The sequence below is a fragment of the Gallalistipes aquisgranensis genome (assembly GCF_014982715.1).
Lineage (GTDB): Bacteria > Bacteroidota > Bacteroidia > Bacteroidales > Rikenellaceae > Gallalistipes > Gallalistipes aquisgranensis.
Genome location: NZ_JADCJY010000001.1, coordinates 2,167,438 through 2,182,301, shown reverse-complemented (window position 1 = coordinate 2,182,301; position 14,864 = coordinate 2,167,438). Strand labels below are relative to the sequence as shown.

Annotated in this window: 9 protein-coding genes and 2 tRNA genes; 4 read left to right on the top strand and 7 right to left on the bottom strand. The window is 58.4% G+C overall.

The annotated features are described in order from the left end of the window. Positions 1-12: 12 nt before the first annotated feature. The 3 genes from INF32_RS08835 to INF32_RS08825 form a co-directional block, all read right to left on the bottom strand. Positions 13-3,147 (bottom strand): SusC/RagA family TonB-linked outer membrane protein, encoded by a 3,135-nt coding sequence (locus INF32_RS08835; protein WP_226387972.1) that lies wholly within the window; start codon positions 3,145-3,147, stop codon positions 13-15. A gap of 45 nt (positions 3,148-3,192) precedes the next feature. Further along, positions 3,193-5,544, bottom strand: coding sequence for a GH92 family glycosyl hydrolase (locus INF32_RS08830; RefSeq protein ID WP_226387971.1), 2,352 nt, complete (start codon positions 5,542-5,544; stop codon positions 3,193-3,195). A gap of 370 nt (positions 5,545-5,914) precedes the next feature. After that, complete coding sequence (locus tag INF32_RS08825) at positions 5,915-6,649, bottom strand: GntR family transcriptional regulator (RefSeq protein ID WP_226387970.1); 735 nt, start codon at positions 6,647-6,649, stop codon at positions 5,915-5,917. A 150-nt stretch (positions 6,650-6,799) separates the two neighbouring features. Here INF32_RS08825 and INF32_RS08820 point away from each other — a divergent pair, with 150 nt between their 5' ends. Then, a complete protein-coding gene (locus INF32_RS08820; RefSeq protein WP_226387969.1) occupies positions 6,800-7,687 on the top strand; it encodes an ROK family protein in 888 nt (295 codons plus the stop codon). 49 nt (positions 7,688-7,736) lie between these two features. Beyond that, positions 7,737-9,503, top strand: a complete 1,767-nt coding sequence (locus INF32_RS08815; RefSeq protein ID WP_226387968.1) for a class I mannose-6-phosphate isomerase — start codon at positions 7,737-7,739, stop codon at positions 9,501-9,503. Between the two features lie 147 nt (positions 9,504-9,650). Here INF32_RS08815 and INF32_RS08810 read toward each other — a convergent pair whose 3' ends face one another. Both INF32_RS08810 and INF32_RS08805 read right to left on the bottom strand, forming a co-directional pair. Continuing rightward, positions 9,651-10,724 carry a YncE family protein gene (locus INF32_RS08810; protein WP_226387967.1) on the bottom strand — a complete coding sequence of 358 codons (1,074 nt, stop codon included), beginning with the start codon at positions 10,722-10,724 and terminating at the stop codon, positions 9,651-9,653. A 4-nt stretch (positions 10,725-10,728) separates the two neighbouring features. Beyond that, complete coding sequence (locus INF32_RS08805) at positions 10,729-11,952, bottom strand: hypothetical protein (RefSeq protein WP_226387966.1); 1,224 nt, start codon at positions 11,950-11,952, stop codon at positions 10,729-10,731. Between the two features lie 225 nt (positions 11,953-12,177). Between INF32_RS08805 and dinB the strand changes: the two genes are divergently transcribed. Continuing rightward, on the top strand, positions 12,178-13,269 hold the full coding sequence (gene dinB / locus INF32_RS08800; protein ID WP_226387965.1) for a DNA polymerase IV: 1,092 nt from the start codon (positions 12,178-12,180) through the stop codon (positions 13,267-13,269). A 123-nt stretch (positions 13,270-13,392) separates the two neighbouring features. On the opposite strand, the gene INF32_RS08795 is transcribed toward dinB, so the two are convergent. Together INF32_RS08795 and INF32_RS08790 are read right to left on the bottom strand one after the other, a co-directional pair. Then, positions 13,393-13,474, bottom strand: a tRNA-Leu gene (locus INF32_RS08795). Between the two features lie 289 nt (positions 13,475-13,763). Continuing rightward, positions 13,764-13,849, bottom strand: a tRNA-Leu gene (locus INF32_RS08790). 425 nt (positions 13,850-14,274) lie between these two features. Here INF32_RS08790 and INF32_RS08785 point away from each other — a divergent pair. Beyond that, positions 14,275-14,856, top strand: a complete 582-nt coding sequence (locus tag INF32_RS08785; RefSeq protein WP_226387964.1) for a 50S ribosomal protein L25/general stress protein Ctc — start codon at positions 14,275-14,277, stop codon at positions 14,854-14,856. Positions 14,857-14,864: the final 8 nt, after the last annotated feature.

Here is a 14,864-nt window from a genome sequence, read left to right as displayed (position 1 = left end):
ACGCATGCATGATTAAAAGGTCAGGTTGAGTCCGAGGGTGAATGTGCGGGCAATCGGGTAAACCCCGGCGTCGATTCCCTGGTTGCTGAGGCCCACTTCCGGGTCGATGCCCGAATAGTTGGTGATGGTCAGCAGGTTCTGGCAGGAGAACATGACCCGTACGTTTTGGATGGAGAGTTTGTTGAGCCATTTGGAGGGAAGGTTGTAGCCGATGGCGAGATTGCGGAGTTTCAGAAAATTGCCGCTTTCTACGAAAAAATCGGACGGATTCGAGAAGTTGCCGTTGTCGTCGCGGGTGCTCAACCGGGGTACGGTTGCGCCCCGGCTACCTTCCGGGTCTTCCGGATTCCATGCCTGAAGTGCCAGTTTGGAGGTGTTGGCGCCGGTCATGGACGACTGCATGGTGAGTTCCTTGGCGGCATTGTAGAGTTTCAGGCCGGCATTGCCCTGCCAGAACATGTTGAAGTCGAAATTTCGCCAGCGCAGGGTGACGTTCAGACCGAATTCGTATTTGGGATAGGGATTGCCCAGGTAGACCCGGTCGTCGGTGTCGAGTTTGCCGTCGTCGTTCTGGTCGATGTAGCGGATGTCGCCCGGACGGGCATTGGGCTGGAGAACGATGCCCTGTGAGTTGGTGTGTTCTGCCACCTCTTCCACGCTTTGGAACAGTCCGTCGGTCTGGTATCCCCAGTAGGAGTAGAGCGGGTAGCCCACTTTCGACCAGACGGGGCGCATGTAGCGGGAGCCTCCCGCGCTGCTCTGTATGTAGGTCAGCCCTTCCAGATATTTGTCGAAATTGTTTTTCAGGGTTGAGAAAGTGCCCTGGATGTCGTAGCTGACTTCGCCGATCCGGTCGGTGTATCCGAGTGCCAGTTCGAATCCCCGGTTGGTGACCTGGCCGAAGTTGATCTGCGGGCCGGCAGCGTATCCTGTCATGGGATTGATGGTCTGGGTGGTGATCATGTCCCGATTGACTTTCTTGAAGTAGTCGGCGGTGACGGTGAATTTGTTACCGAACATCGTCATGTCGAGCCCCACGTTGAACTGTTCCGAACGTTCCCATCTCAGGTTCGGGTTCGACGGACGGTTGAAGATGTAGCCGTACAGTTGGTCGTGGTTCTCGCCGATGATGGATACTGACTGGGAGAGGGTCTCGTTGAATCCGTAGCGGCCCAATCCCGACAGGTTGCCCAACTGCCCCCAGCTGACACGGATTTTGGCGTAGTCGATCGGTTTTACGTTCTTCATGAACTTCTCCTCGGTGAGGACCCAGCCTCCGGAAAACGACGGATAATAGACCCAGCGGTTGTCGCCTACCAGTTTGGACGACCCGTCCCGGCGGAGCGTGGCAGAAAAGAGGTATTTCGATTTGTAGTTGTAACTGGCCCGTCCCACATAGGATAGCATCCGTTCTTCGGAGAAAGAGTTGTTCGGACGGGTGAACTCGTTCATGGTGGAGTTGATGAACATCCGGTAATACTCCTCTTCGGAGAGGAAGGTGGTTGCCGAGGCCGACAGGGTGTAGTTCTGGTCGGACTGGTAGGTGTATCCCAACAGCAGGGAGAGACTGTGGTCGCCGAACGTACGGTCGTAGGTGAGCAGCTGTTCGGCGACCAGACGGATCGCCTTGCCGAATCCGTCGGAAAGCTTGTTGTCGAATACCTTCTTGCCCGGTTCGAGTGCCTTGAATGTGAAACTGCGGTTGTGGTTCTGGAGGTATTCGTAGCTGAAGTTGGATTTGAATTTGAGTCCGGGCGTGAAGAGCTTGACTTCCACGTAGGGGTTGACCATAGTACGGATATAGCGGTTGTTGCTGTCACGGCGTTTGAGGGTGGCCACGGGATTCTGGAGGTCTCCGAAATATCCGGCGTATTCTTCGGGAGATACCCCTCCGTAACTGCCGTCGGCATTGTAAACGCTGGCACTGGAAGGATAACAGAGAGCCTGTTGGATGACTCCGCCCAAGCCGTTGACCGGGGCTCCGAGTTTGGAGGTGTAGGCGATCGAGAATGTCTCCCCGATTTTCAGCCAGGGAGTGATGTCGAAGTCGGAATTACCCCGGAAACTGTATGCCTCGGAATAGGAGTTGAGCATGATGCCGTCATCGCGGCGATATTGTCCGCCGATGTAAACCCGATGTTTTTCACCTCCGGTGCGGATGCTCAGGTTGTATTCCTGGGTTTTGCCGACCCGGAACAGCTCCTCCACCCAGTTGGTGCGGGTGATCTGTCCGTCCCAGTAAAAATTTTCGTCGGCGGGATCGAAGGCGCTCGGAATGGACAGTCCGTCGCCGGTGTAAGCCCGGCGGGTCATTTCGAGAAATTCCTGGGCATTGAGTGGTTGATAGAGGTCGCCGTGTACACTGAGACCGAACTTGGCATCCACATCGACGGTGAGTTTATCGCGCGAGCCTTTTTTTGTGGTGACCAGAATCACGCCGCCCGAGGCTCTTGCACCGTAGATCGAAGCCGAGGCGTCTTTTAGCACGGAGATCGACTCGATGTCGTTGTTGTTGACGTAGGCTCCGTTGTAAATCACTCCGTCCACGACCCAAAGCGGGCCTTCGGAGTTGACCGATCCGATTCCCCGGATACGGACGAACGGATCGGACGAGGGGTCGCCGCCGTTGTTTACCACCGAGATACCCGGGGCCAGTCCCTGGAGCAGAGCTGCGTTGGTGCCGAGCGAGGCGTATTGGTTTTTCGACGGTTTCACTTCGACGACCGCTCCGGTAACCGACTTTTTGGTTTGGGTCCCGTATCCGATCACCACCATTTCTTCGATGCCCAATGCTTCGGGGGCGAGCGTGACGTTCAGTCGGGTCTGGTTTCCGATAGCTATCTCTTTCGTGACATAGCCCACGTAGGAGAATACGAGCGTGTCCTTTCCGACAGAGGCTCCGATCGTGTAGTTCCCCTGCGTGTCGGTGATGACGCCGCGGGAAGTCCCCTTTACCAGAACCGTGGCACCGACGAGCGGCGTCCCTTCGGTGTCTTTGACCTGTCCGGAGACGGGGCTGTCGTTCTGGGAAAATCCTTCGGGGATTCCTGCCGTCAGCATCAGCAGCAGGAGCAATAGGAACGAGCGTCCGCCCGTCCTCGGGGTGCGACGTTCCTTTCCGGGTGCCGGATTTTTCAGTTTGTCCATAGAATCATACATTTGACAAGGTTATTTAGTAGATTGGTCGATAGCTTATGCTTCCGGAGGTTCCGGGCCCATTTCCAGCAGGAGGGTGCCGCCGGCCGTCAGGTCGGAGAAGGGTATGAACGGGGTCGGCAGGGGGCGTCTTTCGAATGAGGCTCGCTGGACATAGCGGTTTTCCCGGCTGCCGTTCACCGTGTGGATTTCGAGCGTTTGGCCCGGGTAGTACCGTGGGTCGAGCCGGATGCGGATGCGGTCAAAAAGCGGGCTTCCGATGCCCAGTGTCGGATCCGGGCCGCTGAGACCCTTGACGTCGAACAGACCCATGGCCGATATGACGTACCAGGCTCCGAGCTGTCCCTGGTCTTCGTCCTGTCCGTAGCCGTAGCCGTGAATGCCTTCCGTGCCGTAGAACTCGTCGAGGATGGTGCGCACCCATTTCTGGGTCAGCCAGGGTTTGGTGGTGTAGTTGAACAGCCACGGAATATGCAGGCAGGGTTGGTTGCCGTGGTTGTAGGGCGCTTCCAGACCGGCGAAAGCGTCGATCTTTTTCCCTCCGCCGAAGACCGAACGGCGAGAAAGGGTGAAGATGCTGTCCAGCCGCCGTTCGAATTCATGTACGTCCATTTTTTCAATCAGTTTGGGAGCATCATGAGGAACATAAAAGGTGTATTGATAGGCATTTCCCTCCTGAAAGCCTCGGGATGATTGTGTGGGATTGAAATTGGCTATGAATTGGCCGTCCAACCCACGGGGAACGATCAGTCCGGACAAACTGTCGTAAAGGCGTTCCCAGCCATGAGAAAGCCACATTAATTTTTCATAATCCTCTTCATGGCCGAGATCGCGGGCCATTTGGGCTACGGCATAGGCGCTGAACGAGTACTCGAGGGTATGGGAAGCGGTGAAGTGGGTCGTCCAGTGGGCTGTGTCGCCGGGATAAGGGATATAACCCCGTTCGATGAATGCGCGGATGTCGGCCTTTCCCGCTCCGGCAGGCCGGTCTTTCCATTCCAGTTCGTTTTTACGGGCTGCTTCATAGCCCAGGTCCACGTCGAAGTCGCGGATTCCGCAGTTGTAGGCCGCTGCGATGAGCAGTCCGATATAGTTCGTGCCAACGCCCGATACGAAACGGCTGCAGGCAATTCCGTCGCCGAGCCATCCGGCATCTCGGTAGACGAGCAGCTGGCTTTTGATGAAATCGGACAGGTATTCGGGGTAGGCCAGCGTCCAGAGTTGAGACAGGTTCCAGAAGCCGCCCCACATCGCATCGGTGTTGTAGTGGGCGTGGAGGGGACGTCCGTCCCGAAGTTCGATCTGTCCGACCGATCCGTCGTTGCGGGGATAGGCACCGTTCACGTCGCTGCACAGACCGCGTCCGAGGGTGGCATGATACAGGCCCGTGTAGAATTTGACAAGGTCGTCATGGTTTTTCCCTTCCACATCAATTCGTCCCAGACAATCGTTCCAGGTGTCGTGGGCTGTTTGGGCGGCCCGGTCGAAATCTAAATTTTCGGCTTCTGCCTGAAAGTTATTCCGGGCATTTTCTATCGAAGTGTAAGAGAGTCCGATACGTACGTTTACCTGTTCTCCTTCCTGAGTCGGAAATTCTATCCACAGACCTGCTCCGGGACCTTTGCATTGGGCGGCTCCGGCTTGGATGGATGTTCCTCGGAAGGTCCCCCAGCCAGAGGGCTTTTTGTCGAGTACCGCGGAAAAGTACATTTTGACGGAACCTCCCCGTTGGTAGGTCTTGACGTATTCGGGTTCGGTCTCCACGAAACCCTCCACGCGTCCCTCCGGCGTGAGGCAGACGGCGGCGTCTTTCACGGCTCCGCTCTCTCCCTGCCGGTTGCCGATGTCGAAAAGAATGCGCGACCGGTCCGAGGCGGGATAGGTGTAGCGGTGGAATGCTACCCGGTCCGTGGCGGTAAGTTCGACGCGGATGCCGTAGTCGGAGAGCAGGACGGAGTAGTATCCGCAGCGTGCGGTCTCGTTTTCGCGGCTGAACCTCGAGCGGTAGCCTCCGTCGGGATCGGCGGCTTCGCCCGGTACGGTCTTCAGCGTGCCGTTGGTGGGCATCAGCACCACGCCGCCGACCTGGAATTCGTGGAAATTGGGGAATCCTTCAATGGATGTGTCTCTGTAATCATAGCCTACGGCTTCCCAGCCGCTGCGGTTGCCGAGGTGTCCGCTGGTGGAGGGCGCGGGTTTGGCCATCCCGAAGGGACGGGCCCCCGGTGTGAAGTGGAACCACCTGCAATGGGCCGTACCGATCCACGGATCGACGTACTGCGTGAAATCCTTTTGTGTCTCCGCCTTTTCGGTTCCCCGCTGGCAGGAGATTCCGGAAAGTCCGGCGAGTGCCGTCAGGCACCATGCGAAATGTAGCGGTCTCTTCATAAATTCTATTTGTATGAACATATATTGTTCTTGTGCAAATATATAAATTAATTTTATAAAACAAGCGATTTTACGGGCAGGGAGGAGAAAAATCGGGTAGAAGGAGGGGGGATGGGAATTTATCTGTATTTTATTTTGCTTGAAATCAGTATTTTATTTGTATAGTCCCGGTCTTTAAATTTTAATTAAATAATTGTTTTTTTTATGTGAACAAATAGGTGTTGAGGAAGTAGGGCGGATTTGGGCCTGTCGTGTTTGTGCCGAGGAGGACGGCCGTGCCGTGAATAGAACACCCCGGCTGCAAAAAAACGCGGCCGGGGTGTTAGGGGGTGGAGCCGTTTCCGGGGGTGGAAGGCGGTCGTGAAAGGGATTATTCTCTCTTGAACTCGATCGTATAGGTGAAGCTGTCGGCCCGGTAGTATCCGACATTGTATTCTATGGGGCGGTCGTTGATGTCGTACACGTAACGTTTGCGGACCAGGACGGGATCGCCTTCCTCGATGTTCAGTTTCTCGGCGGTGAATGCGCTGGCTCCTTTGGCGCTGATGGCCTCTTTGGAGGTCCTTACGATTACTTTATATTGCTGTTCGAGGACGTCGTACAGCGGTGCGCTGAAATCTTCGTCCCCGGTCATGCCGATCGCGGGATTGAAATAGGAGATGAAGTAGACGAACGGCAGGTCGGGTTTTCCCCTGAGCCGCTCCAGACAGAGCAGGCGTTCGTCCGGCGCGACGTTAAAGAAGCCGTTTACTTCCGGGTTGGAGGCTTGTTTCCAGCTTACGTGCAGTTCGAAGTTCCGTACCGTGATCCCCTGTGCCTTCATCTCCTGGGAGAAACTTAGCCAGTTGCGTGCATTGCTCAGCACGTTCATCGGCGCTACATGGGTACCGTATCCCTTTTTACGGATCAGCAGCCCTTCGAAAACCAGCCGATTGATCGCCTGCCGCAGCGTGTTGCGCGATATGCGCAACTGTTGGGAGAGTTCCACTTCGTTGGGCAGCAACTTCCCGTTGCGGTATTCGGGCTGTGAAATCATGGAACGCAACAACTCTTCCGCTTGTATGTGCAGAGGAACCGAACTATGGTGATCTAAGCTGACTTTCATGATTACAAGGATTTGTCTCTTCGCAAAAGTATGGTTTTTTTGACAAGTAACATAAATTTCATGCAAAAAACTGTGTTATTTCGATTTATTGTATATCTTTGCCATGAATTTATGTTCATACATATTGATGATTGTTAATATATGTGTCCGATGAAACGTTATGCCATTGGCGTGGATATAGGCGGAAGCCATCTGACGGCGGCTGCCGTGGAGCTTCTCTCGGGCGAGGTGGTGCCGGATTCGGTAGCCGTTTCCGCCCTGGATACCCGGGCCGGGGCTTCGGAGATTCTCGAAGTCTGGGCCGAGACCATCGGGTCGGCGTTCCGGATGGTCGCCGGGTCGGTCGAAGGGATCGGAATTGCCATTCCCGGTCCGTTCGATTACGGAGAGGGGAGCAGCACGATCTGCGGGGTGGAGAAATACGACCGGATTTTCGGGCTCAATCTCACCCTTTCGCTGGTGGTCCGCATTTCCGGTGCCGATTCCTGCCGGATCCGGTACGTCAATGATGCCAGTGCGTTCGCCCTCGGGGAGAGCCTGGGCGGAGCGTTGAAAGGAGTGAGGCGGGGGCTGGCGCTCACGCTGGGGACGGGGCTCGGTTCCGGATTCCTGCTGGACGGGCGGCTCGTGACGCACGGCGAGGGGGTCCCTCCCGAAGGGTGGGTGTACTGCCTGCCGTACGAGGGTGCGATCGCGGACGACGCCTTCACGACCCGGTGGTTTCTCCGCCGGTATCGGGAGTTGACGGGCCGGGAGGCGACCGGGGTCCGCGAGATCGCCGGGGAGGCGGACCGGGTGCCGGAGGCGGCGGCCGTTTTCTCCGATTACGGGGAGCGGCTGGGAGCCTTTACGGCCTCGCTGTGCGAAGGATTTCCGGCCGAGGCTGTCGTGTTGGGCGGGAACATCTCCCGGGCGTTCGACCGTTTCGCCCCTGCCATGTGCAGGGTCCTTGCCGAACGCGGTTGCCGTGCCCGTGTGTCGCCCTCGGCATCGCCGGACCGTGCGACGCTCGTCGGAGCAGCGTCGCTGTTCCTTTGACCGGAATCTGTTCCGAATGTTGAAAACCGATAGACTATTATAATTATTCATGGAAGATTACAGGAAAACCACCCAACGCATTTTGCCGTTGGACCGGGAGCGGTCGGATGCGGAGCAGTACGATATTTATCCGGTACATTCGCTCGGCGAGGGAAAAATCTTTGCGGGATACGAGTCGCTGGCCCGTGCCGTCGCGGACCGGAAGAGAATCATCATCGACGGGTACTCGCAGGCTCTTTTCAGGCCTTTCTGCGCGGGGCTGAACCGGGAACTCGGGAAGTTGGGGGTCCGGGCCGTCTGGTGGGATGTCTCCACGGCGCTCAGACCGCAGGAGGAGATCGAGCGGATGACCGCTCCGTTCATCGGAGGAGACGATCCGCTGTTCGGTACCCGGACTACGCTCGGGCTGGAGGATTTCTTCGATCCCGGTCTGCTTGCCCGCATCCGTCCCGACGAGTCGGCCGAAGTCAATATCCTCTACGGCTGCGGTGCCTCCTGCGCCGGATGGGAGGGAACGACGGTCTATGTCGATTTGCCGAAAAACGAATTGCAGTTCCGAGCCCGTGCCGGTTCGGTCACGAATCTCGGCTTCAAGGCGCCGGAGAGCCCTAAAAAGATGTACAAGCGCTTCTATTTCGTCGATTGGGTCGTGCTCAACCACAGGAAAAAGGCGCTGCTGCCCCGGATGGATTATATCGTGGACGGACAGCGTCCCGAAATGCCGGTCTGGACCGATGGAGAGACGCTCCGCAGGGGACTCGCGCATCTGGGGCGGAATCCGTTTCGGGTCAGGCCCTGGTTCGAGCCCGGCGCGTGGGGCGGACAGTGGATCAAGGAGCATATACCGGATCTTCCGCAGGATGCTCCCAACTATGCCTGGTCGTTCGAACTGATCGTTCCGGAGAACGGGCTCGTTTTCGAAAGTTCGGGACGGATGATGGAAGTGTCGTTCGACATGCTGATGTATCAGGCCGGAAAAGAGGTCGTGGGGGAGGCGTGTTATGCTGCCTGCGGGGACGAGTTTCCCATCCGGATGGATTTTCTCGATAATTTCGACGGGGGGAACCTCTCCCTGCAATGCCATCCGCAGAGGGAATATGCCCGAAAACATTTCGGCGAGGTGCTGACGCAGGAGGAGACCTACTATATTCTCGACTGTAAGGAGGATGCGGTGGTCTACCTCGGTTTCCGGGAGGATATCGTTCCGGAAGATTTCCGGCAGGCGCTGCTTACCAGTCAGCGGGACAATACGCCGCTGGAGGTCGGCCGGTACGTCAATTCGCTGCCTTCGCGCAAGCACGGCCTCTATCTGATTCCGCCGGGAACGCTCCACAGTTCCGGACGCAACAATCTCGTGCTGGAGATCAGTACCACGCCCTATATATTCACTTTCAAGATGTACGACTGGCTGGCCCGCGATCTGGACGGAATGCCCCGTCCGCTGAACGTCGCACGGGGAATGGAGAACCTCTGTTTCGACCGGAAGGGGGAGAAGGTGGCGCGGGAACTGGTGGCCAGGCCCCGTTTGCTCGAGCAGACGGCGGAGTGGAGCCTTTATCATCTTCCCACCCATCCGAACCATTCGTACGATGTGTGGCGCTATCACGTTAAGGGCAGCGTGACGGTCGAGACCGGGGGCAAGTGTCATGTGCTGAATCTGGTGGACGGTGTCCGGGCCGAAATCGAGTCCGAATCCGGAGAGCGCCGTGCGGTGCACTATGCCGAGACGGTGGTCGTGCCGGCCGGATGCACACGTTACCGGATCGTCAACCGGTCAGTCGGGGAGATTATGGTGGTAGTGGCCTTCATGAAATAGGCTGCGGTTCCTTTCCTGTCATTTCGGCGGAGGAAACGTCGGACGGATGGCCCGGCGACCATATGGCTGTCGGACCGGATATATGAAAAAGAGGGTGCATTTCAGCACCCTCTTTTTTATCGGGAAGGGATTTCTGAAGGGGGCGGGTCACTCCGCGAGGGGGCGGAGGACGTAGGAGGGGGTGTTGCGGATGCTCCATTGCTCCAGGCGGTCGCCGTTCGGGAAGAGCAGGCGTTCGTCGTGGAAGGCGATCATCGGCCGGTCGGGAAACCGGAGGCGTGAATCGTCCGTGAAGGAGCGCAGGGGGCGTTCGAAATTGCGTCTGCGGAAGTCCTCCGGGGTGAATTCCCCGAGGACCGGCTGCCCGTCCCGGTACATGGCCACCCAGACTTTCTCCCCGTTTCCGGCTACGGAGTAGATTTTCCGGCCGGAGGGAAGCGTCGTGCGGGTGCAGGGCGCCGCGTCTTTCAGCGAACCGATGTCGGCGAGCGACCAGGCGTAGATCAGGGCCGGGTCGGGCTGGTAGAGGAAGGCGTAGAGCGAGTCGCCGATGACGGCCATGTCGTAGGGGTCGGTCTGGGGCTGCTCCCCGTGGCCGAGGAAGTAGTCGTCGGTGGAGAGGCGGGCGAAGACCGTGTTGTTGGCGGCGGCCGCGGTCGAGAGCGTTTCGCGGTCGAAGACCCGCACGTTGCGCTCCTTCGAATCCCGGACGAATACGAACCGCCGGGATGCCGCCACGTTGCCGGCCCAGGAGACGTTGCCGCCCAGGCTGCCGGTTCCCAGCCGGGTCAGGTAGTCGCCGGTGTGCCGGTCGAACAGCTGCACCTCGCGGTTGACGCCTCCGGCCACGAACAGGTGGTCGCCTTCGGCGCAGACGTCGCGTGCCTGGGTGCGTTCGTTTCCGTAGCTGCGCTTGTGCTCCAGCGTGCGGGCGTCGAACAGCTCCACGCTTCCGCCGCCTGCATTGGCCACGAAGAGGTCGTCGCCGTCGAGGAAGAGCGTGACGGGGCCGAAGGGACGGCCGTCGCCCAGCGCATCGGCCGTGAGGACGACGTGTCCGTCCAGGTAATAGTTGTCGATCACGGCGACCGTGTCGGTTTTCTGGTCCGTGTAACGGTCTTCCCAGATTTCGCGGATTTCCGTGCCCTTGTCGCAGGAGGCCGCCAGCAGGGCCAGCGCCGTGCCGCAGAGGAGGGCGTAGGTCGTGTTGCGTGCGTTCATCTCGTTATTCGGTTATGGGGTTTTCCTTGAAATATTTCACCAGTTTGCTTTTGTCGTAGAAGCTCCGGATCTGCTGTTCCAGTTTCGCGTCGTCGCGGAAGACCTCCCGGATCTCACAGTCGCGGTAGGGGGCGTTCCCGTCCTTGTGGAAGCCCAGCAGGTTCCGGTCGAGGTAGGGCAGATCGCCCTTGCGGCTCAGCCAGAGGTGGAGCTGCCAGATGAATTCCGTCCATCCCACGCCGTCCACCGCGTAGGTCATGTTGCTGGCGTGCCCGTAGCCCATGTTGTGCATGAATTCGTGGGTGATGGCCTCCCAGCCGCTGAACGAGGCGTAGTGGCCGTAGAAGTTCCAGGACGTGATGCCCCAGACGCCTCCGCCGCCCAGGCCGCCGACCTGTTCGCCGCTCTGTCCCAGCACGAAGCTGAACGGACGGAGGAAGCGCTCCCGTTCCGACGCGTACTTTTCGGAGGTGAAGGGGATGCGTTCGTTGTCGCAGAGCTCCCCGCCGAAGATGCGTCCGAAGTTCTCCATGACGTGACGGTACTCCGGAGTGGTCATCATGTAGGCGTAGTTGGTGACGATGACCACCCACTCGCGGGCGTACAGCGGGCGCATCTCGCGCCAGGTGGAGGAGTTCGTCCCGTTCCAGTCGTAATTCGAGAAGCGGAAGTCCCACCGGGCGTCGATCCGTTGCAGCTTGCCGAGGTGGGGATCGTCGCTCCGCAGGCGCGGTTTCATCTTCGCGGCGTCGAAATAGGGGTAGTGGAAACTGACGAACGTGCCGTCTTCCCGCTCCCAGGTGAGGCGCCGGCCGGTGAACGAGGCCGGGAACTCGAACTGCGCGAAGCCGGGGAGGCTGTCGATCCATGCGACCGGAAGGTAGAGGCCGAAGTCCGGCAGGAGGACTTCCAGCGTCACGCCGAGGACCGGTTTGGCCGAAAAGCTCCGGATGCGCACGGCGTCGCCGGATTCCGTGCCCTCCACGCGGATCAGTTCGTCCACGCGGAACGAATACTCCTCGGGATCGGTGATCTCGGCCGAGGAGCCCGCCGGGTCGAAGTAGGTGCGCAGGCGCGAGGGGTCGAGGCCGGCGGTGCGGACGGTGTCCGGCTGGAAGGTCGCCTCGAAAGGTTTTTCGATGTCGTTGAAATGGAGTTGGTCTTCGATCTGTTTCGAGCAGCCGCAGAGGACTGCGCACAGGAATAAAATAAAAAAGGCTCGTTTCATGGGAAATGGGTCTTTTCTGTTTTTAACTGTATGTACAATGATTCGATCCGGGCTATAAACGGCGGCGGGAGGGCGTTTCGTATGTCCGGTCCGGCGGCACGACGGACCGGGAGGGGCGAACGTGAAGAAAATGAGGAGGTCGGACTCCGTCGTTTTTTTCTCGCGGCGGACGGGGAAATTTAAGTCGGAAATATCCGTTATATTTATCCCCCGATTGAATCCCTTATGCCGGAGCGGAAGATCATACATATCGACATGGACGCCTTCTATGCCTCCATCGAGCAGCGGGACCGTCCCGAACTGCGGGGACTGCCCGTGGCCGTGGGGTATGCCGGTCCGCGCGGCGTGGTGGCGACGGCCAGCTACGAGGCGCGTCGCTACGGGGTGCATTCGGCCATCTCCTCGGTGCGTGCCCTGCGCCTCTGTCCGCAACTGGTCTTCATCCCCTCGCGCATGGAGGTCTACAAGGCCGTGTCGCAGCAGATACGGGCCATCTTCTACGACTACACGGAGCTGGTGGAGCCGCTTTCTCTGGACGAGGCTTTCCTGGACGTGACGCATCTGCCTTCGGCCACGCTCGCGGCCCGCGAGATCAAGGCCCGCATCCTGGCGGAGACCGGGCTCACGGCTTCGGCGGGCGTGTCGGTGAACAAGATGCTGGCCAAGATCGCCTCGGACTACCGCAAGCCCGACGGACTGTTCGTGATCGAACCCCGGATGGTGGACGGGTTCGTGGCCGGACTGCCCGTCGAGAGGTTTTTCGGTATCGGCGAGGTGACGGCCCGCAAGATGCACCGCCTGGGGATACGTACGGGGGCGGAGCTGCGCGAACGGTCGGAGGAGGAGCTGGTGCGTCATTTCGGCAAGGCGGGACATGCCTATTACGGTTATGCCCGGGGAATCGACCCGAGGGCGGTGGAGCCCAACCGCATCCGGAAATCGCTGGGAGCCGAAAACACCTTCGCCGAGGACACGGACGACCGGGAGCGGCTGCTCGCGGAGCTGGGGGCCGTGCGGGAGGAGGTGTGGCGGCGGGTGTCGAAATACGGTTTCCGGGGCAGGACCGTGGTGCTGAAACTCAAGTACGACGATTTCCGGCAGATCACCCGTTCGCACACGCTGCCCGGACCGGTGGAGACGCCGGAACAACTGGAACGGGTAGCCGGAGAGCTGCTCGGGGGTGTGGATTTCGGCGGTCGGAAGGTGCGTCTCGTCGGGCTGGCCGTGGCCAATGCCCCGGAGACGGCTCCCGTGTACGTGCAGCTGCGGTTCGATTTCGGCGAAGGGCCGGAGGAGAGGCCGGTGGGGGAAAGGTAGCGCGGCCGTCTTCCGGAAGAGGGAGGCTTGGTGGAGAGAGTGGATTCCGGGCGGGCGACAGAAGGATGGCCTTTCTGGGGAAAAGCAAAACCCCGTCGGAAGAAATTCCGACAGGGTTTTCAGTGCCCAGGACAGGAATCGAACCTGCACGCCTTGCGGCACACGCACCTGAAACGTGCGCGTCTACCAGTTCCGCCACCTGGGCATTTGGTAGGCCTTTGTTTGAAAAGGTGTGCAAATATAAGGAAAATAAATCGTACCGTGCAAATTTTTCGGGAAAAAAATATTCCCGATGGGGATATTGCGGCGGAAACGGGGTGCGGCGGGGCCGGATCAAGGCTGCCGTTCCGGGATGGCAGCCGGTCGGGGTGGATGGGGACGGAAGTGAGGGAGAGGGGTGACGGAGCGGTGGTGTCGGATTCGCCGGAGGCGGACGTTCCAGAATGTGTCGTATGGAGACGAAAAAGCCTCCGGCTTGTGACCGGAGGCTTTTGTGCCCAAGATGAGACTCGAACTCACACGGACTAAAGCGTCCACTACCCCCTCAAAGTAGCGTGTCTACCAATTTCACCACCTGGGCTTTTGCTTTTCGCGCATCTTCGGAATCCGTTTTTCGGTTCGGCCGGTCGGGTTCGCTGTTTTCTCCTGAGGGGAAAAAACAAGGAAACCACGGGCGGCAGAACGCCGGACCCCTGATTTCCTCTACTAACCTAAAACTACTAACCTAAAATGAACCTTAAAACTTCACTGCAAAGATAAGGAGTAATTTTCGATTTTCCAAACATATTAAAAATTTTTAACAATTATTTAACATGCGAGGAGTATGAAAAGAACCTAATCGCTGCGTAAAGCGTGACAAAGGTAATCAAAAAATCGAAAAAAAATAGCAAATCCGGAAATTATTCCTAATTTTGTCCCCGCAAGCGTTTATGGGGCCTGTCCGGGCATACGGGGAGGCTGAGTGGCGCCCGAGGTTTTATTTAATCGATCATAAATTTTTCTATTATGCAGACACTGGAAATCAAAGCAGCCAAGCGCGAGGCGTTCGGCAAGAAGGAGAGCAAGGCCGTTCGTGCCGCAGGACAGGTTCCCTGCGTTATCTACGGCGAAGGCGAAACGATCCACTTCTCGGTGGACGAGAAGGCGCTCAAGCCGCTTATTTACACCCCCAACTCCTATATCGTGGAGTTCGACATCGACGGCAGGAAGGAGAAGGGCGTCATGCGCGAGGTGCAGTACCATCCCGTGAAGGACAACGTGCTCCACATCGACTTCTACCGCGTGATCCCGGGCAAACCCGTCGCCATCGACATTCCCGTAAAGCTGACCGGCAACTCGGAAGGCGTGAAGCAGGGCGGTAAGCTGATTCTGAGCAAGCGGAAAATCCGCGTGAACGGAACGATCGAGAATCTGCCCGACGAACTGACGGTGGACGTCACCACGCTCGGGTTGGGCAAGTCGATTTTCGTGGGCGATCTCAAATTCGATAACCTCGACCTGCTGACTCCGGCTACGACCGCCGTTTGTGCCGTGCGTATGACGCGTGCCGCACGCGGTGCCGCCGATGCCGCAGCCAAGGCGCAATAGTCCGGTAA

Bases quoted from the DNA above. Each gene is read 5' to 3' on its own strand.
- INF32_RS08825 (WP_226387970.1), bottom strand. From the start codon at position 6,649: ATGAAAGTCAGCTTAGATCACCATAGTTCGGTTCCTCTGCACATACAA.
- INF32_RS08810 (WP_226387967.1), bottom strand. From the start codon at position 10,724: ATGAACGCACGCAACACGACCTACGCCCTCCTCTGCGGCACGGCGCTG.
- dinB (WP_226387965.1), top strand. From the start codon at position 12,178: ATGCCGGAGCGGAAGATCATACATATCGACATGGACGCCTTCTATGCC.
- INF32_RS08835 (WP_226387972.1), bottom strand. From the start codon at position 3,147: ATGGACAAACTGAAAAATCCGGCACCCGGAAAGGAACGTCGCACCCCG.
- INF32_RS08785 (WP_226387964.1), top strand. From the start codon at position 14,275: ATGCAGACACTGGAAATCAAAGCAGCCAAGCGCGAGGCGTTCGGCAAG.
- INF32_RS08815 (WP_226387968.1), top strand. From the start codon at position 7,737: ATGGAAGATTACAGGAAAACCACCCAACGCATTTTGCCGTTGGACCGG.
- INF32_RS08830 (WP_226387971.1), bottom strand. From the start codon at position 5,544: ATGAAGAGACCGCTACATTTCGCATGGTGCCTGACGGCACTCGCCGGA.
- INF32_RS08820 (WP_226387969.1), top strand. From the start codon at position 6,800: ATGAAACGTTATGCCATTGGCGTGGATATAGGCGGAAGCCATCTGACG.
- INF32_RS08805 (WP_226387966.1), bottom strand. From the start codon at position 11,952: ATGAAACGAGCCTTTTTTATTTTATTCCTGTGCGCAGTCCTCTGCGGC.